This is a genomic window from Devosia sp. (assembly GCF_025809055.1).
Taxonomy (GTDB): domain Bacteria; phylum Pseudomonadota; class Alphaproteobacteria; order Rhizobiales; family Devosiaceae; genus Devosia.
In genome coordinates, this window is record NZ_CP075529.1 from 2,212,843 (window position 1) to 2,231,001 (window position 18,159).

The window sequence follows — 18,159 nt, forward strand, 5'->3', positions numbered from 1 at the left end:
GGCATTGGTTGATCTCATCGACCGGATTTACGAGGCGGCGTTCCTGCCGGCGCAATGGCCCGATGTTCTGGGCGCCATTGCCGAGCAATCCAATTGCACATCAGGCGCCCTGATGATCGTCGATGCTCACCTGCCACCCCTCTATGCGGCAACCGCCAACACAGCCGATGCTCTTGGCCAGTTCGCCAACAGCCCGGCCTGGTACGCCAATCCCAGGATGCAATGCCTTTTCAGGATTGACCATTCCGGCTTTGTCAACGCCGAGGAAGTGATGAACCCGGAAGAACGCGCCAGGGACCTGGTGGCGGGCAATCTGCGCGAACTGGGCCTCGCGACGCAATTGGGCACCGGCATATTCATGCCCGGTCGGGAGCTCGTTTCATTTTCCTTCGAACGCACCGCCGAACAGGGACGTTTTCGTCAGTCCGACATCGCCTGGTTCGACAGGCTGCGTCCGCACCTGGCGCGGGCGAGCCTGATGGCGGCGCGCGCCCAGCTTGACCAGGCCCGCGCCAATGTCGAAGCGCTCAACGCCACAGGCGTTGCCGCTGCGGTGGTCGGCGCATCCGGCACCGTGCTGGCCAGCAATGCGCTGTTCGAAACACTCGCCCCGGTTTTGCGCCCGGCAGCAGGTGGCCGCATCAGCGTCAGGGACGCCGAAGCCCGGCAGCTTTATCAAGAGGCTCTGGAGGCGACCGACGGCGCGCAAACTGTGCGATCCATCCCCCTCCGCCTTTCCGATGAGACCAGTGCCGTATTGCAGGTTCTGCCCCTCCACCGCAGCGCCCATGACCTGTTCGGACGCGGCACGGCCATGCTCGTCGTCACCGGCCTCGCCGTGGATGGAAACCTGCCCGATGATGCCATTCTGCGCGGCCTCTTTGACCTTTCGGCCAGCGAGGCGGCCGTCGCCGCCGGCCTCGCCAAGGGTTTGACGCTGAAGCAGATTGCCCAGGGCCGCAACATCGGCATCACCACGGCGCGTTCACATCTGGCGCAGATCTTTCGCAAGACGGGTACGGGGCACCAGCACCAATTGGTGGCGCTGCTCAAGGGCGTCACGGTGCCGGGCTCCGATCCCGGCCAGGGGGCGTCACTGCCTTGAACATCGATATTCACTGCCCCTGTTTCAGGGCAACGCCATTTTGGAGATCGGGTCATGGCTGACCTTATCGATCGCATATACGAAGCGGCCGTGGTGCCCGAATTCTGGCCCGACGTGCTGGATGAAATCGCCAGGCGCGCCGGTTCGACCTCCGGCGCCTTATTGCTGATCGACCAGCGTGCACCCCCGCTCTATACGGCTACGCCCAACATCATCGATATCCTCGCCGACTACGCCGCCGGTCCCTATTGGTACAAGAACGACCGGCTCGCCCGCTACCTCAAGCTCAACTATTCCGGCTTTCTGGAAGTGTCGCACTATGTCGACCCCAACATTCCCCGCACCGGCAATCCCTATGACGACAATCTCGAGCGCATGGGAGCCAGCTGGCAAGTCGGATCTGCGATCATCATGCCCGAGGGCGATCTGGCGCTCTTCACCTTCGAGCGGGAGAGCCACCTCGACAATTTCGATGGCAAGACGCTGAGCCTTCTTGATGGCCTGCGCCCGCATCTGGCGCGCGCCTCGCTGATCAATGCCCGCCTCGGCCTGCAAAAGCTGCAGGCTCAAGTCGACGGCCTCTCCAGTTTCGCCATTCCCGCCGCTGCCCTGCGCCGCGATGGCTCGGTCATCGTGGCCAATACCGAATTCGAGGCGCTTTCCCATGTTCTGCGCCCCGCGGCCTTTGGCAAGGTCAGGCCGCTCGATCGCCGCGCCGCCGACCTGCTCAGTGCTGCGATAGAGGCGATCGGTCACCAATCCAAGGGCGTCCTGTCCATCCCCTGCCGCAATGACGACGATACGACGCTGGTGCTGCACGTCCTGCCGCTGCACCGCCAAGCCAGCGATCTCTACGACATGGGCTGGGCCCTTCTGGCCGTCACTGGCTTTTCGCCCGATGCCAATGTGGCCCCGCAAAACGTCCTGCGTGGCCTCTTCGACCTGTCGGCCGCCGAAGCAGGCGTCGCTGCCGGGCTTTCGTCCGGTCATACCCTGCAGGAACTGGCAATCGAGCGCGGCGTCAGCATCACCACCATCCGCTCCCACCTGGCCCAGATTTTCCGCAAGACCGGCACCGGACACCAGGCCCAGCTGGTCGCCCTGCTCAAGGGGACGATTTCGCCCGTCGAGTGACCATGCGGGCCAGAAGTGTTGTCTGCGGGCAACACGGTCGGGACCATGCGCAGCCAGCGCCGGACTTCTCCTTCAAATGAAGGATGCGGCGCCGCACCCACACCCCCATCCTCCCGCCAAAGGACGCAAGGGAGAATATCGGTGCGCTTGACGCTTGGACATTTGGGGGCCGGCCTGATGCTGTCGGCATTGGCGACCGCGGGAGCGGCAGCACAACAGGTTACCGACTGGAGCGGCTTTTATGCCGGCATCTATGCCGGATACGCGCTCGACAATGTCGCGGCCACGAGTTCGACAACCACCATACCCCCTACGCCTGCGGGCGGCTCGGTGATCTCGGGCACGATCGGGAGCAACAATACCCGGATCGAAGGCGTGCTCGGCGGTATCGGCGCCGGCTATGCCTATCAGCACAACCAGTTCGTTCTGGGTGTTGATGGCGCCGTCCATGCCGGTGGCCTGGGCAAGACGCGGTCCAGCACACTCGACCTTCAGGGTACAGATGGCGTCGACAGCTACACGATCCTGAACACCACCGACACCAGCATCAACCTTGACTGGTACACGACCCTGACCGGCTCTTTCGGCATCGCCTTCGAGCAGGATTGGCTCTTCTACATCAAGGGCGGTGCGGCGGTGGCCAATGTGAGTTCGCAATCCGACAGCACCCTGGACGTCTCCGCGACTGACCCGGCTATCCTGCCGCTGCCTTTCCCGCCCGGAACCTCGACAGCCTCGGCGTCATCCAGCCGCTTGCTGGTGGGCCCGACCGTCGGTGCCGGGGTTGAAAAGATGCTCAATGCCAATGTGTCGCTGGGCGCCGAATATGCCTTTGTCGGCCTTCCCGATGCGACTGTCCCGACTGCGGGCCTTGCCCTGTTCGGCGGTGGCGGCAATCTCACCGTGCCCATGGGTTTCCATACCGTCAAGGCAACGCTGAAATACCATTTCTGATCCATGCATTCGTTTCGGCCGCGTGATTGTGGCACGCGGTCCAGACCCGGCAGGCCACCTGCCGGGTCTTTTGCTGTCTGGATTTCCGGCTGCGGGGCGGGCATGGTGCGCCCGAAAAGGAGCCCGCCATGACGACACTTTCCGGCCCCATGCTGCCGCCCGCCAATGGCGGCGCTCCCGATGCTGCTGTGGTGCTGCTGCATGGCTATGGCAGCGACGGACGGGACCTGATTGGCCTGGCTCCGGCCTGGCAGGGCCTGCTGCCCGGCGCCCTGTTTGTCTCCCCCAACGCGCCTCAACCCCTCGGCATGGGCGGCTATCAGTGGTTCCCGATAGACTGGACGGGCGACCGTGTGGCCAGCCGCCAACTCGGCATTGCCGAAGCCCGGCCCGTCGTCGCCCGGTTTCTGTCCGATCTTTGGGCACAGACTGGCATCGCCCCCGAACGCACCCTGTTGGCCGGCTTCAGCCAGGGTGCCATGGTTGCCCTCCACGTCGCCACCGCCCTGCCGCATGATCAACAACTGATGGGCGTCATCAGCTTTTCAGGGGCATTTCTTCCCCCGGAGGGCCTGGGTGGACCAGGCCTGGCGCGCCCGCCCGTATGCCTCGTGCATGGCGATATGGATGAAGTCGTCGACCCCAATCTCAGCGCCGACGCGGATCGGGTGCTGCGCGATGCCGGTTTTGATGTCAGCTATCACGTCAGCCGCGGCACCGGCCACGGCATCGCCCCCGACGGGCTGGATTTCGCCAGTGCCTTCATTGCCGGGGTCAGCGCAAAATAGCGTTCATCCCCGCTTCACAGCCCTGACACAAAGGGCTTAGTATAACGGAGCTATGGACTTACGCGATTCCCGCTCCGGGAGACTCAAGTGACCATCCATGTGTCGCCTGAGGCTTGTCCCGCCCTTGTACTGAACGCCGATTTCAGGCCGCTCAGCTATTACCCGCTCTCATTGTGGTCCTGGCAGGACGCGATCAAGGCCGTGTGCCTGGATCGGGTCAATATCGTGTCGCACTATGACACCATCATCCACTCCCCCAGTTTCGAGATGAAACTGCCCAGCGTGGTGTCGCTGCGGGACTATGTGAAGCCGGCGCGCCATCCCGCATTCACCCGCTTCAACGTCTTCCTGCGCGATCGCTTTCAGTGCCAATATTGCGGCAGCAAGGACGAATTGACCTTCGACCACGTCATTCCCCGCTCCAAGGGTGGCCTCACCACCTGGGAGAATGTCGTTGCGGCCTGTGCGCCTTGCAACCTGCGCAAGGCCAACCGCCTGCCCCACGAAATCAAGATGTTCCCGCATCAGGCGCCCTATGCGCCCAGCGTGCACGACCTGCACAATAATGGCCGGCTGTTTCCACCCAACCATCTGCACCAGAGCTGGCTCGACTTCCTCTACTGGGACATCGAGCTGGAGCCGTAACGCTTAGCGGGTACGCCGCGCCTGAAAGATCATGGCTCCGGCCAAGAGGACCACGATGGCCAGCGAGATCAGCGTGTTGTAGCCCGCCAGCGACAGGCCGAGGAACCGGAACTGCACCACATCGCAGCCGATCACCGGCGTGAGATTGTCGAGTGCGTCCATGCTGAAGCTCTCGCCAACACCGGTGCAGGCAGTCGGACCCGGCCAGAACCCCCATTCGACCCCCGAATGAAAGCCACCGAGAAACGTGCCCCAGGCAAACAGCGCCGTTGCGATGGCCATGCCGATATACCACACCGGCAGCGGCAGCCGGTTCCACAGTACCAGGATGAGGGCCAATAGCGGCAGGCCCCAGTAATAGGGCAGGCGCTGTTCTAGACACAGCTCGCAGGGCTGCAAGCCGCCGATGAACTGCGATCCCAGCGCCCCCAGAATGGTGGCAAGGCCCAAAAGGAAGGCGATGCCGGTGGCAATCTTGTCGAGGGGACGGGTGGCACTCATGGGCAAAGTCTCTTGAGGTGACGCTTGGGCGAGCCAATAGACCGGCCCGGTGGCAAAAACCAGTCGCAAACGGGGCTGTGATCAATCTCCCGGCAATGTGATGCCAAGAGCCTGGCGCAGCGCAATGGCATTGTCGGGGGCGTGCAGCTTGTCCTCGTGGACGAAATAGGCAAACACATCCCGCCCCTCATCGCGCCAGCTGGCCATGGTCTTTGCCCAATCGGCAATGTCTGCCCCCTCATAGCCCTGGGCATCCGGCCGCGCCGGGCCCTGCAGGCGGCAATAGGCAAAGTCGGCAGTCAGGTCGCGCCCCGGATTGTCCGGCGTGTCGGCAATGACCCGGGCAATATTGTGCCTGGCCATCAGGGCATTGGCTTCGGGTGTATCGAAGCTTGAATGGCGCGGCTCGATGGCATGGCGAATCGGCCCCACGCCGCTCACCTCGAGATAGGGTGGCGCCTTGGCGCCATCGGCTTGCCGCGCCAGCGCCAGATAGCTTTCGACATCCCTGGGCAGAAGCGCAGCGAAGGCGGAAAAGCTGGCTGCATCGAAGGCAAGATTAGGCGGCAATTGCCACACGAACGGTCCCAATCGGTCGCCCAGTGCCAGAGGCCCGGAGCCGAAGAAATTGGCGAGTGGCTGCTCGCAGTTCTTCAGGCGCTTGATATGGGTGACCAGTTGCGGCCCCTTGACCGAGAACCTGAAGCCCTCCGGCGTCTGTGCCGCCCATTTGGCAAAGCTCTCCGGCTTCTGGTTAGCCCGGAAGGTGGCGTTGATCTCGATGCTGGTCAGCCGGCTGGCCGCATGGGCCAACTCGTTCTTCTGCACCAGGCCCTTGGGAAAGAACGTGCCCCGCCAGGGCTCATAGACCCAACCGGCTGTTCCCGTTCGCACCGTTCCCTGTGTCATCGGCAATCTCCTCTTCCCCGACACTGTCTGGTTTGCCCCGCTCTGGCAATCGACGCCGGCCAGGCCTCTGGTTGGCAAATGGTAATGATTTTTTGCCTTATTTGAGTGCATGGTGAACGAAATCTTTCCGGGGGCGCTTCGGATGCGCAGGGCCGCAGCCATTTCCATCGCCGCAACCTTGATCGGCACGCTGACCCCCCAGTCGGCGGCGGCCTGCGAGCAATTGCGCATGGTCAAGGGTGGCGTGGTCGTCTCGGTGACCGATGGCGACACGGTGGTGCTTGATTCGGATCTGGTGGTCCGCCTCATTGGCACCCAGGCCCCCAAATTGCCCCTCGGGCGCGACGATTTCCCAACCTGGCCACTGGCCCCCGAGGCCAAGGCCGCGCTTGAATCCCTGCTCCTGGGCCAGACCGTCCGGCTGGGCTATGGCGGCGAGGAAATGGACCGCTATGGTCGCGCCCTGGCGCACGTTTTCGTCGAGATGCCTCAAGGAGATATCTGGGCACAGCTTCACATGGTGGGCAGCGGGCTGGCGCGGGTCTATTCCTTTCCCGATAACCGCAAATGCCTCGACGCCCTGATGGCAGCCGAGGCGCAGGCGCGCGCGGAAAGGCTTGGAATCTGGGCCGATCCCTATTACAGCGTGCGGGCGGCGGATGATCTCACCACGCTCGCCGATCGGGCCGGCCAGTATGAACTGGTTGAGGGCCGGGTGCTTCTGTCCGAAAAAAGCGGTTCGCGCGTCTATCTCAATTTCGGCCGGTACTGGAAGGAAGACTTCACCGGCGTGATCGAGGCTCCGGCACTGCGTCTGTTTGCTACGGCCGGGCTCAATCCGGAAGACCTGGCTGGGGCTCTGGTGCGCATTCGCGGATGGGTGGACGAACGGGATGGTCCACGCATCGAAATAACCCATCCCGAACAGATCGAGGTTCTGGCACGGCCATGAGCGCGCTTCCCGGCAAAAAAGCCCTGCGCATCGGAATCATCGCAGCGAGCCTCATCGCGCTCGCCGCCTGTTCGTCGATGACCGGTTCCAATATCAGCGTCGGCCGCACTGGCGACAATCCCGCGCCCAAGGTGGTTCCCGAGGGCACGAGCCCGGACGACGCCGTCATTGGCCGGCGTGAGCATCCGCGCATCATCGCAGCCTATGGCGGGGTCTATGAAGACCGCCAGGCCGAGATCATGGTGGCCCGCATTGTCGGCCGCCTGCTCGCCGCCGCCAATCAGCCCAACGCCCAGTTCCAGGTCACCATCCTCGACACCTCCGAGGTCAATGCCTTCGCCCTTCCCGGCGGCTATATCTATGTGACACGCGGCATCCTGGCGCTGGCGTCCGATACCAGTGAACTGGCCGCCGTGCTGGCGCATGAAATTGCCCACGTCACCCTGCGCCACGCCCGCGCCCGCACCGACAAGACGCGCACCACTCAGATCGTCGATCGCGTCATCACCGGCATTTTCGGCGGCGACACCTCGACCGACGCTACCGCCAACCGCACCCGCGAATCGCTGGCCGCCTTCGGCCAGGGCCAGGAACTGGAAGCGGACAAGGAAGGCATCAAATTCGCCGGCAAGGCCGGATACGATCCCCAGGCCGCTGCACGCTTCCTGGGCGTGATGAGCCGCTTTGCCGCCTTCTCGGCCGGGTCCAGCGCCGGGGACGAAGGCTTTTTGTCATCCCATCCCTCGACGCCCTCGCGCATCGAAACCGCCATGGGCACCGCCCGCTCCATGTTTGGCGATGGCCAGGCCGGTGAAACCGACCGCGAAGGCTATCTCGCCGCCATTTCGGGTCTGACCTTCGGCGACAGCCCGGCCCAGGGCTCCATCGTTGGCCAGCGCTTCATCCATCCGGGATCGAAATTTACCTTCACGGTGCCGCAGGGCTATACGCTGCAAAGCACCCAGAGCGCCGTGGTCGGCGTGGCCGGCGACGGTGAAGCCGTGCGTTTCGACAGCGCCCAGGTGCAGCCCAACATGACCCTGAGCGATTATCTGCGCTCCGGCTGGATTGCCGGGCTCAAGGCCGAAACGGTCACGGCCCATCAGTATAACGGCATCGACATGGCCTCGGGCCTGGCCCAGACCGACCAGTGGTTCTTCCGCGTCGCCGTCATGCGCTTCGAGGGGGAAGTTTATCGCTTCATCTTCGCGGCAAAGTCCGACAGCCAGCGCTTCGCCCAGGGCGCCGATGCCACCATTCGCAGCTTCCGCCGCACCGAGGCAGCCGACCTCAGCCAGATTCGCAAGCTCTCGATCCGGCTGGTCACGGCCCGTTCCGGCGACACCGCCGATCGGCTGGCGCGCCAGATGGCCGCGATCCCCGGCGCCACCGAACTCTTCTATATCCTGAATAACCTCTACCCCGGCGATCCGGTCGCCGCCGGCCAGCGCTACAAGGTGGTCAGCCTGCAATAACGGGCGGCATCACTCCGAAGCCGAAAGCGTGTCGAGCTGCGTCTCGATGACATCGGCCGCCCCACCGGCGCCAACGCCGAACAGGTCGATGATGGTATTGCCCAGAACGGTGAAGGACGCGATCAGCGCGACCGCGATCATGGCGGCTAAAAGCCCATATTCGATCGCCGTGGCGCCAGATTCGTCCCGGCCGAACCGCTTCAGGATTTCCACCATGGCCACCCCCGTCCTGGCTCCTCAGAGCAGATCGCACAGAGCCGCGATCAGCGGCTCGTCGGCCGGTGGCATCGGATAGTCGCGCAGGGCCTGAGGCCGCACCCATTTGAGGGCAGCATGCTCACGCGCCTGCGGCGTCCCCTGCCACTTGCGACAGACGTAAAGTGGCATCAACAGGTGAATGCTTTCGTAAGAATGACTGGCGAAGGTGAGTGGTGCGAGGCACGCCTGCTTGGTCTCGATTCCCAGCTCTTCCTGTAATTCGCGGATAAGCGCATCCTCTGGCGTTTCGCCTGTCTCGAGCTTGCCGCCCGGAAATTCCCACAGGCCCGCCAGTGACTTGCCCTCAGGGCGTTGGGCAATCAGCACCCGCCGGTCGGCATCGACCAGGGCGCAGGCGACCACGAGAAGAATGGGTTTGTCGCTCATCATGCCTCTTTCGGGATGCGGTATGAGTAGTCGTACTGATGGGTATAGCCCAGGGACTGGTAGAGGGCCTTGCCGGCGGGGTTGTCGGCCTGGACATTGAGCGCCGCGATCCTGGCGCCGGCGCCATGGGCCCAGGCGTGAATGGTCCGCATCATGGCGGCGCCGAGCCCCTGCCGGCGATGTGCGGCGCTCGTGATGACATTGCCGGTCAGCACGATGCCATCGGCAATGGCAGCCAGCCCCGCCGCGACCGGCACACCCTGGCGATAGACCACGACACCCGCCGCAGGCACCGCCATGGCCGCCAGCAGCGCCGCCATGCGATCCATGGTCCGCTGGTCATGACCCTGCAGAGCCTGTTGTGCCGCAAGGAATTGACCATCGAGCAAAGGCGTCACTTCTGCCTCCGGGTCCGCCTCCGGACGGGCCGCAAGCGGCATGGCATAGAGATGGCTCAAGTCGATGCTTTGCCAGTTCCGCCGGTCCAGTTCTGCCGTCAGGCCCGCGCTTTCCAGGGGTGTCGTGCGCACCACCGGAGGCACGCCGCGCGCGATGAACCAGGCGACCGCCGCATCGAGCCGGGCGGCGCAACCGGCCCCGTCGTCAGCCGCAAAACACTGCAGCGAATTGGCGCGCTTGGTATAGCCATTGGCAGCGCGGCGAACCCAGTGCCCATCCCAATCGATGTCGATGCCGGGCCAGGCCAAAAGCCCGGCTCTCTCGAAGGCTTCCACATCGGGCAGGGACACAATTAACTCCGGTAGTCGCCGTTGATCTCGATATAGCCGTGGGTGAGGTCACAGGTATAGACGCTGGCCCTGCCCTCCCCCAGCCCAAGGCTGACCGTGACTTCGAGGTCCTCGCCCTTCATATAGGCGCTGGTCGCCGCCTCGTCATATCCGTGGGCGCGCTCGCCATCCTTGGCCACGAGCAGATCGCCGAAGCGGATGGCGAGCTTGTCGCGGTCTGCCGGCTCACCGGCCTTGCCGACGGCCATGACCACCCGGCCCCAATTGGCGTCTTCACCGGCAATGGCCGTCTTGACCAGGGGCGAGTCGGCAATGGCCTTGGCGATGCGGAAGGCCGATTGATCGGTCGTGGCGCCCTCGACATTGACCGTGACCTGCTTGGTGGCGCCTTCCCCATCGCGCACCACCAGGATAGCGAGGTCGAACAGCACATCCGAAAGCGCCGCGCCGAACACTTCGGCGCGCGGATCATCCATGCTGGTGATCGGATCGACCCCTGCCTTGCCCGTAGCAAAGGCCAGCAGCGTGTCGGAGGTCGAAGTATCGCTGTCGACGGTAATGGCATTGAAACTCGTCTGCACATGGCGCGCGAGCAGGCTCTGCAGCACATCGGCAGCGATCGGCATGTCGGTAACGACAAAGCTCAGCATGGTCGCCATGTCGGGCGCGATCATCCCCGAACCCTTGGCGATGCCGTTGATGATCACCTCTACCCCGTCAATCTCCAGCACCGCGCCGGAGAGCTTGGGATAGGTGTCGGTGGTCATGATCGCCTTGGCCGGCTCGATCCAGGGGCCATCCGCCAGCCTTGCGGCGCATTGGTCCAGCACACCGGAAAACTTGTTGGCGTCGAGCGGTTCGCCGATGACCCCGGTCGATGCCAGGAAAATGTCCGATCCCGCGCAGCCCAGCGCCCTGGCCGCGATCTCGGCGGTCATTTCGACGCTCTGGCGCCCCTTGACCCCGGTAAAGGCATTGGCATTGCCCGAATTGACGACCAGCCCGCGCGCCTTGCCGCCCGGCAGGTTGGCGCGGCACCAGTCGACCGCCGCCGAGGAGCATTTCGACTTTGTCAGCACGCCCGCCGCCGCCGTGCCCTCGTCAAAGGCCATGAGCAGCACATCGGTGCGGTTCTTGTACTTGATCCCGGCTTCGGCCGTGGCGAAGCGGACCCCCCGGACCGGCGGCAGGTCGGGATAGGTTTTCGGAGCGAGCGGAGAAACGGGATGAGCGGCCATGGAACAACCTTGCGCAAGCAAATCAGGTGGTAAGACGGGTGTGCCCCAAAGCTATGGCAGGTGCAAGGCAGGACCGTGCCAGAGACTTCTCCAATGACCACCATGCATTACCCGTCGGAGGCCATGACCTTCCGACGGGCAGCACGAGTGTTATTCCTGCACGATATCGCGATTGAGATCGTCGCGCACCAGAACGGCGGCAATCTGGTCGAGGCCGTTTTCGATCTTACCCCATGAAATGCCAACCATAAGGGCTCCGTCCAGCCCGAAGATCTGGTTGGCCTTGGCTACTTCGAGATGCTGTACCAAGGGCTTGGCCTTGAAGATTTCATGATTGTTGGTGCCACCGTCCCCCGCCACGTCATTGTCGTAGTGCAGGTGGAACATCACGTCGGCGTCATGGGCTTCCACGACTTCCCATGAGCGGTCTGTCAAGCCACCGATATTCTCGGCCAGTTCCGCATCAGGGCGGATGATCGGCAGCAGACGCAGAATCGCACCAGTCACGCCATCGGGTGATTGGATCTCGAAGACGTCAGGATTGCGCTCTTCCCAGAATTTAACGATCGAAACCGTGGTGTGGTCTAGTTGGTCGCCAAGTTGTTCGCGCACGCCGGCCGCCTTGGCTTCGAGAGCAGCGCGTTTTTCCAGGGCCAGATCGGTCTTGTTGACGAGGTCGGCATATTGCATCAGGGCATCCTCGACCGGCTGGCCGAAATTGTCGATCAGCACCACAGGGGCGATGAGCGCCAGTTTTTCGGCCATTTCGAGATCATTGGCCTGAGAGACGATGAGGTCCGGATCGAGGGCGGCAACCGCCTCGGCGTCGATGGTCTCATCATCGGCGAGCCAGAAGACGCTGGATGTGTCATAGCCCTGAGTGCGACCAAAGACCTTGTTGCCGTGGTGGTCGATCTTTCCGGCGCTGCCGACCGGCGTCACGCCCAGTTCGAGCAGGGCCAGCATGACGTTTTGGTCTGACAGTGTCACAATGCGCTGCGGGTCTTGGGGAATACAGGTATCGCCGCCGACATGGCTGAACAGGCGGAACCCAGTCTCGCAGGTCTGCTGGGCAAGTGATGGCGTTGCGGCAGCCATGGCCAGCCCGAGCACCAGCGTGGAGAAAACAAGCTTCATCGGACATCCTCGAATTTTGGGCCGGTCTGCCGACCCTTCGGAATAATCCTTACTCATTTACTCATGTTTATAGCAAGACGACCTGAGCGATAATTTCCTGCCCGGAAGGAATTGGCATTCCCGCCCCTGTGACCCGGGCAGGGCGTGTCAGGCTGCGCCCTTCTTGACCCCGGCAATGAAGCGCCCGAAGCGCGTGGTGATGGTCGGCACGACAAAGAACACGATCGTGCTCGCCACCATGGGCACGATGATGAAGCTGCGCTGCCAGAATTCCCATCCGGGGGTCATGGTGCTGACCAGGAAGGCATAGCCGACCACGATCGGATAGACGGCAAGGCTCATCAGCAGGGACATGCGGGCGCGGGAAGAGTAGGACATGACGACCTCTATCGAAACGGTACGTTCCGTTATATATCGAAACGAGCCGTTTCGTTCAAGGCTTTTCTTTCACCCTGTTTTTGTCGATAGTGCGCCTATGACGCTTCGCCCGGACACCACAGATGACAGCGCCCGCCGATCCATCGGCGCCCGGCGCAATCCCGCCAGCCAGGAGGCTATTCTGGATGCGGCCGAGGCACTGCTGGAGGAAAGCGGCATTGCCGGATTTTCCATCGAGGCCGTGGCGCGCCGGGCCCGGGCCGGCAAGCCGACCATCTATCGCTGGTGGCCGAACCGCACGCTGCTGATGCTCGATGTCTATCGCCGCTTCAAGAATGCCCGGGCCTTTCCCGATACCGGCTCGCTGCGCGGCGACCTCGTCGCCTTTCTCGAAACGCATTTGCTCGGCTTCTGGCAGAACCGGCTGTGTGGCACGGTCTATCGCGCGGTGATTGCCGAGGCGCAGACCGATGCCGATGCGGCCGCGGCGCTCCATGCCTATCAGGCAGAACGGAAACAGACCGCGATGGTCTTTGTCGACCGCGCCAAGGCGCGTGGCGAGATTGCCGAACATGCCGACGGCGCCATCATCATCGATTTGACCGTCTCGTTCGCCTGGCATCACCTGTTGCTCAATCAGGTGGATTCGGCGCTGGCCTCCGTGCCCACGGTCGTCAGCGCCATCCTGGCCGGCGTTCCAGGCTACCGCCCATAAAAAAGGCCCGGCGCTGTGCCGGGCCTTTGCTCGATCGTTTCGCGCCTATTGCGCTGCGGGTTCAGCCGCCTCTTCGGCCGCGCCGTCCTCGGCCTCAACGGCTTCCTCGGCGGCAGCGCCGGCCTGTTCCTGGGCATCCATGGCCGCCTTGAGCGCGGGGTCGGTTACCTCGACAGTGGTCTTGGCCATGAGCTCATCGACGATGGCCGTGAAATTCTGCATCAGCAACTGCTGCTGAATCTGCGGCGCCACCTGCTCGAAGGCCGGCGGAGCGGACGGGCGCTTTTCTTCCAGCCGGATCACATGCCAGCCGAACTGGGTCTGGACCGGGTCGGACACCTGCCCGGGCTCGGTCAGGGCAAAGGCAGCGGTCTCGAAGGGCGCCACCATCATGCCCTGGCCAAAAAATCCGAGATCGCCGCCATTGCTGGCGCCGGGATCGATCGACTTCTCCTGGGCCAGCGTGGCGAAATCGGCGCCGCCGTCCAGTTCGGCCTTGACCGCCTTGGCCTCTTCCTCGGTCTCGACCAGGATGTGGCTGGCGCGGATTTCATCCTCGGGCACGAATTCGGCGGCGAACTTGTCATATTCCGCACGAACGGCCTCTTCGGTCACCGCCGCCACGATGGCATCGGTGAAATAGGCGCGGCGCAGGGCCCGCTCCTCGAGATATTTCTGCCGCTGGGCGAAGATTTCGGTCTGGTCCATGCCGGCCTCGCGCGCCGCCTGCGACATCACCTTCATGTCGATCAGCACGCGCAGGAGGAAGGCGCGGCGCTCCTCGGCCGGCATCTGCGCCAGGTCCTGCGCCATGTCCTCGGCGGCAAAGCTCATGTCGGATTCGGTAATGGCCTCGCCGCCAACCGTGGCCACCACGGCGTCGGAAGCGGCTGCCGTCGTCTCTGCGGTCGTGGCCTCCTGCGCCTGGGCAAGCGAGGGCACTGCCAGCAGCAGCGCGAGGCCGAGGCTGCGGACGAAACTGATGGGGGCATTGTGCATGGAAATCTGTTCTCCTTGGCCGGATCGATCAGCGACCGGCATGGATCGGGGGCCAGCGGCCCGTCGGGATTGGCCCAACTGGCACGACAACGGGGCCAAAATGTGCCTGTCCCGGGCCATGTCGGCAGAAGGGCGCGGCGGCGTTGGGCAAGGTGTGGCCGATTTCGCCTCCGTTGACAATACTGGACCCCACTCTTACATCTCACCCGCTTTTCCAAAGGGCATGGGCCCGCCGGCGCGTTGCTTCGCGCCGTGACCCTGCCAGCAATCTCATCGGGGAACCTGAGAGCGTTCCCTTAGTTGTGACGAACAAGGATGGGCCGGATGAACCGGCCAGACGACCTGACGTCGCCCGTTCATCCCCAATTCGCCGCCACGCTGAAAAAGGACCGGATAAATGGCACTAGCTGCGCTTGCCAAAAAGATTTTCGGATCGCCATCCGACAGGCAGGTCAAGCGGTATCAGGGCAGGGTCGCGGCCATCAATGCGCTTGAGCCGGAACTGGCCAAGCTGACCGACGAACAGCTGCGCGCCCGGACCGACGAATTCAAGGCCCAGCTTGCCCAGGGCAAGACCATCGACGACCTGATCGTCCCCGCCTTTGCCACCGTGCGTGAAGCATCAAAGCGCGTGCTGGGCATGCGGCATTTCGACGTACAGCTGATCGGCGGCATGGTGCTCAACGATCGCGCCATCGCCGAAATGCGCACCGGTGAAGGCAAGACGCTGGTCGCCACCCTGGCTGTCTATCTCAATGCCCTGGCCGGCTATGGCGTGCATGTGGTGACCGTCAATGACTACCTCGCCCGCCGCGACGCCGGCTGGATGGGGCAGATCTACGCCTTCCTCGGCATGAAGACCGGCATCATCGTGCACGGCCTGTCGGACCAGCAGCGCCGCGAGGCCTATGCCGCCGACATCACCTACGGCACCAATAACGAATTCGGCTTCGATTATCTGCGCGACAACATGAAATATACCCGCGCCCAGATGGTACAGCGCGGCCACGCCTTCGCCATTGTCGACGAAGTGGACTCCATCCTCATCGACGAAGCCCGCACGCCGCTGATCATTTCGGGCCCCTCCGAGGACCGCTCGGAGCTCTATATCAAGGTCGATGGCCTGATGCCCCTCATTGAGGAAGGCGACTTCGAGCTCGACGAAAAGCACCGCGCCGCCACCTTTACCGATCAGGGTATCGAAAAGCTCGAAGCGGCCCTGGCCGAGGCGGGCCTGCTCAAATCCGGCTCGATGTATGACGTCGAGAATGTCGCGCTGGTGCACCATGCCAATTCGGCCCTGCGCGCCCACAAGCTGTTCCGCAAGGACAAGGACTATATCGTCCGCAACGACGAAGTTGTGATCATCGACGAGTTCTCCGGCCGCATGATGCCGGGCCGCCGCTATTCGGAAGGCCTGCACCAGGCGCTGGAAGCCAAGGAACGCGTCAAGATCCAGGCCGAGAACCAGACCCTGGCCTCGATCACCTTCCAGAACTATTTCCGCCTCTACAAGAAGCTGGCCGGCATGACCGGCACGGCGCTGACCGAGGCCGAGGAATTCGCCGATATCTACAGCCTGGGCGTGGTGACCATTCCCACCAACCTGCCGGTGCAGCGTATCGATGAAGACGACGCCATCTTCCGGACGGCCGACGAAAAATTCGACGCCATCGCCGATCTGATCAAGGAATGTCAGGATCGCGGCCAGCCGGTTCTGGTGGGCACGACCTCGATCGAAAAGAGCGAAATGCTCGCCGATATCCTGCGCAACAAGAATGTCGGCCAGATGAACGTGCTCAATGCCCGTCATCACGAGCAGGAAGCCTTCATCGTCGCCGATGCCGGCCTGCCCGGCGCCATCACCATCGCCACCAACATGGCCGGTCGTGGTACCGACATCCAGCTCGGCGGCAACCTCGAAATGCGCATCGAGAAGGAAGCCACCGATCTCGAAGGCGCAGCGCGCGACGCCAAGATCGCCGAGATCAAGGCGACCATCGCCGAAGACAAGAAGAAGGCCCTTGCCGCCGGCGGCCTCATGGTCATCGGCACCGAGCGCCACGAAAGCCGCCGCATTGACAATCAGTTGCGCGGCCGCTCGGGCCGCCAGGGCGATCCCGGCCATTCCAAGTTCTTCCTGTCCCTGCAGGATGATCTCATGCGCATCTTCCCCATCGAAAGCATGGACGCCATGCTCGGCCGGCTAGGTCTGGAGCAGGGCGAGAGCATCACCCATCCCTGGGTGACCAAGGCCATCGAACGTGCCCAGGGCAAGGTCGAGGCCCGCAACTTCGACATCCGCAAGAACATCCTCAAATACGACGACGTGATGAACGATCAGCGCAAGGTGATCTTCGAGCAGCGTCTCGAATTCATGGATGCCGAGGACGTCAGCGAAACCATCACCGACATGCGTCACGACGTGGTCGAGAACATCGTTGCCAAGGCCATCCCGCCGCGCTCCTATCCCGAACAGTGGAATACCGAGCAGCTGCAGGCCGCCGCCAAGACCTATCTCAACATCGATATCCCCGCCGCCGAATGGGCCGCCGAGGAAGGCATCGATGGCGAAGTGGTGGAAGAACGTATCCGCACGGCTGCCGACGCGCATATGGCCGCCAAGGAAGAAAAGTACTCCGCCCAGATCATCCGCCAGGTGGAAAAGTCCATCCTGCTGCAATCGGTCGACGGGCTGTGGCGCGAACACCTGGTCATGCTCGATCACCTGTCCAAGGTCGTGGGCTGGCGCGGCATCGCCCAGCGCGATCCGCTGAACGAATACAAGCAGGAAGCCTATGAGCTGTTCCAGGCCATGCTGGGCAATCTGCGCGAACTGGTGACCACCCAGCTCAGCCACATCGAAATCCAGGTGCGCCAGCCCGAGCCGCCCCCGGCTCCGGATCTGTCGCGCCTCACCGAGACCCATATCGATCCGACGACCGGGGAAAACGATGCGGCCGGAGACGACGCCGGTCCGGCCAACGGATTGCCGCCGGTTGATCCGAAACTCCTGCAGGGCGTGTCACGCAATGCCCCCTGCCCCTGCGGATCGGGCAAGAAGTTCAAGCACTGCCATGGGGCCTTTGCCTGACGGTTGAGAGAATGCACCGGCCTCAGTGGCTCGTTGGGAGGATCGAATGCACGTGAAGCGGCTGATGGTTCTCGCTGCGCTCGTCACGCTCATAGCCGGCTGCCAGACCACGCGGCAGCCGAGCTGCACCGTGACCCCCAATGATCTGGTGGAATGCCAGTAGAGCCAAACTGCAGGACTACACTCCAGGTCTTCGCAGCCGGCGCGGATATACAACAACCAACGGGCGGTCCATCATGGGCCGCCCGCCTTGTTTTGGAGACCCGCGCATGACGAACCAGGATATGATCCGCCGTGCCGCGGCCCTGCTGCGACCATACCAGACGCCTCAGGGCCGGTTGTTCGGTGACGTTGCCGCAGTCGCCGTTTCCGCCAGCGGCAAGGTCTTTGACGGCGTCTGTGTCGACACGGCCAGTTGGGGCCTCTGTGCCGAGCGCGCGGCAATGGCGGCAATGATCACCGATGGAGAATATCGTCTGGACAGGATCGTCGCGGTCTGGCGCGATCCGGCCACTGGCCGGCTGAGCATTCTGCCGCCCTGCGGAACCTGCCGGGAATTCATGCGCCAGGTCGATGACGCCAATCTGGACGCCCAGATCGTGCTCGAGCCGTCACGCGCCGTCCCGCTATCCGCGCTGCTGCCCGAACACCACTGGCCGGCCCCTATCGATATGGATTGAAGCATCTTCCTTCGCCTCCCCCTCGAGGGGGAGGTAGCGCCGCTCGGCCCAAAGGGCCATA

General features: G+C 63.3%; 19 protein-coding genes. 10 read left to right on the top strand and 9 right to left on the bottom strand.

All coding sequences use genetic code 11. The features are described 5' to 3' along the window. The first annotated feature begins 4 nt into the window (after positions 1–4). The 5 genes from KIT02_RS10880 to KIT02_RS10900 all read left to right on the top strand — a co-directional run bounded on the left by KIT02_RS10880 (position 5) and on the right by KIT02_RS10900 (position 4,626). Positions 5–1,105 (top strand): helix-turn-helix transcriptional regulator, encoded by a 1,101-nt coding sequence (locus KIT02_RS10880; RefSeq protein WP_297577696.1) that lies wholly within the window; start codon positions 5–7, stop codon positions 1,103–1,105. 54 nt (positions 1,106–1,159) lie between these two features. Next, positions 1,160–2,239, top strand: a complete 1,080-nt coding sequence (locus tag KIT02_RS10885) for a helix-turn-helix transcriptional regulator (protein ID WP_297577697.1) — start codon at positions 1,160–1,162, stop codon at positions 2,237–2,239. Between the two features lie 141 nt (positions 2,240–2,380). Then, positions 2,381–3,193 (top strand): outer membrane beta-barrel protein, encoded by an 813-nt coding sequence (locus KIT02_RS10890; protein WP_297577698.1) that lies wholly within the window; start codon positions 2,381–2,383, stop codon positions 3,191–3,193. 128 nt (positions 3,194–3,321) lie between these two features. Next, on the top strand, positions 3,322–3,981 hold the full coding sequence (locus KIT02_RS10895) for a phospholipase (RefSeq protein WP_297577699.1): 660 nt from the start codon (positions 3,322–3,324) through the stop codon (positions 3,979–3,981). Between the two features lie 87 nt (positions 3,982–4,068). Then, entirely contained in the window at positions 4,069–4,626 is a 558-nt protein-coding gene (locus tag KIT02_RS10900) for an HNH endonuclease (protein WP_297577700.1), read from the top strand. Between the two features lie 3 nt (positions 4,627–4,629). On the opposite strand, the gene KIT02_RS10905 is transcribed toward KIT02_RS10900, so the two are convergent. Next, complete coding sequence (locus KIT02_RS10905; protein ID WP_297577701.1) at positions 4,630–5,127, bottom strand: disulfide bond formation protein B; 498 nt, start codon at positions 5,125–5,127, stop codon at positions 4,630–4,632. A gap of 81 nt (positions 5,128–5,208) precedes the next feature. Continuing rightward, a complete protein-coding gene (locus KIT02_RS10910; RefSeq protein ID WP_297577702.1) occupies positions 5,209–6,036 on the bottom strand; it encodes a DUF72 domain-containing protein in 828 nt (275 codons plus the stop codon). 142 nt (positions 6,037–6,178) lie between these two features. Between KIT02_RS10910 and KIT02_RS10915 the strand changes: the two genes are divergently transcribed. Then, positions 6,179–6,988: a thermonuclease family protein gene (locus KIT02_RS10915; protein ID WP_297577703.1), complete on the top strand. Its 810-nt coding sequence runs from the start codon at positions 6,179–6,181 to the stop codon at positions 6,986–6,988. Continuing rightward, entirely contained in the window at positions 6,985–8,463 is a 1,479-nt protein-coding gene (locus KIT02_RS10920; protein ID WP_297577704.1) for a M48 family metalloprotease, read from the top strand. Before KIT02_RS10915 ends, KIT02_RS10920 begins: the two co-directional genes overlap by 4 nt. 9 nt (positions 8,464–8,472) lie before the next feature. On the opposite strand, the gene KIT02_RS10925 is transcribed toward KIT02_RS10920, so the two are convergent. From KIT02_RS10925 to KIT02_RS10950, 6 genes are all read right to left on the bottom strand, one after another. Next, a complete protein-coding gene (locus tag KIT02_RS10925) occupies positions 8,473–8,679 on the bottom strand; it encodes a Flp family type IVb pilin (protein ID WP_297577705.1) in 207 nt (68 codons plus the stop codon). 21 nt (positions 8,680–8,700) lie between these two features. Next, on the bottom strand, positions 8,701–9,108 hold the full coding sequence (gene mutT, locus KIT02_RS10930) for an 8-oxo-dGTP diphosphatase MutT (protein ID WP_297577706.1): 408 nt from the start codon (positions 9,106–9,108) through the stop codon (positions 8,701–8,703). Beyond that, complete coding sequence (locus KIT02_RS10935) at positions 9,108–9,857, bottom strand: GNAT family N-acetyltransferase (RefSeq protein WP_297577707.1); 750 nt, start codon at positions 9,855–9,857, stop codon at positions 9,108–9,110. The genes mutT and KIT02_RS10935 overlap by 1 nt, the downstream gene beginning before the upstream one ends. 2 nt (positions 9,858–9,859) lie before the next feature. Continuing rightward, a complete protein-coding gene (gene argJ / locus KIT02_RS10940) occupies positions 9,860–11,095 on the bottom strand; it encodes a bifunctional glutamate N-acetyltransferase/amino-acid acetyltransferase ArgJ (RefSeq protein WP_297577708.1) in 1,236 nt (411 codons plus the stop codon). 150 nt (positions 11,096–11,245) lie between these two features. Further along, a complete protein-coding gene (locus tag KIT02_RS10945) occupies positions 11,246–12,232 on the bottom strand; it encodes an ABC transporter substrate-binding protein (protein ID WP_297577709.1) in 987 nt (328 codons plus the stop codon). Between the two features lie 147 nt (positions 12,233–12,379). Next, on the bottom strand, positions 12,380–12,610 hold the full coding sequence (locus tag KIT02_RS10950) for a hypothetical protein (RefSeq protein WP_297577710.1): 231 nt from the start codon (positions 12,608–12,610) through the stop codon (positions 12,380–12,382). 97 nt (positions 12,611–12,707) lie between these two features. Here KIT02_RS10950 and KIT02_RS10955 point away from each other — a divergent pair, with 97 nt between their 5' ends. Continuing rightward, entirely contained in the window at positions 12,708–13,325 is a 618-nt protein-coding gene (locus KIT02_RS10955; RefSeq protein ID WP_297577711.1) for a TetR/AcrR family transcriptional regulator, read from the top strand. 45 nt (positions 13,326–13,370) lie between these two features. On the opposite strand, the gene KIT02_RS10960 is transcribed toward KIT02_RS10955, so the two are convergent. Continuing rightward, positions 13,371–14,324 carry a peptidylprolyl isomerase gene (locus tag KIT02_RS10960; protein ID WP_297577712.1) on the bottom strand — a complete coding sequence of 318 codons (954 nt, stop codon included), beginning with the start codon at positions 14,322–14,324 and terminating at the stop codon, positions 13,371–13,373. A 397-nt stretch (positions 14,325–14,721) separates the two neighbouring features. Here KIT02_RS10960 and secA point away from each other — a divergent pair, with 397 nt between their 5' ends. Beyond that, positions 14,722–17,418, top strand: a complete 2,697-nt coding sequence (gene secA, locus KIT02_RS10965) for a preprotein translocase subunit SecA (protein ID WP_297577713.1) — start codon at positions 14,722–14,724, stop codon at positions 17,416–17,418. 269 nt (positions 17,419–17,687) lie between these two features. After that, a complete protein-coding gene (locus KIT02_RS10970; RefSeq protein ID WP_297577714.1) occupies positions 17,688–18,098 on the top strand; it encodes a cytidine deaminase in 411 nt (136 codons plus the stop codon). Positions 18,099–18,159: the final 61 nt, after the last annotated feature.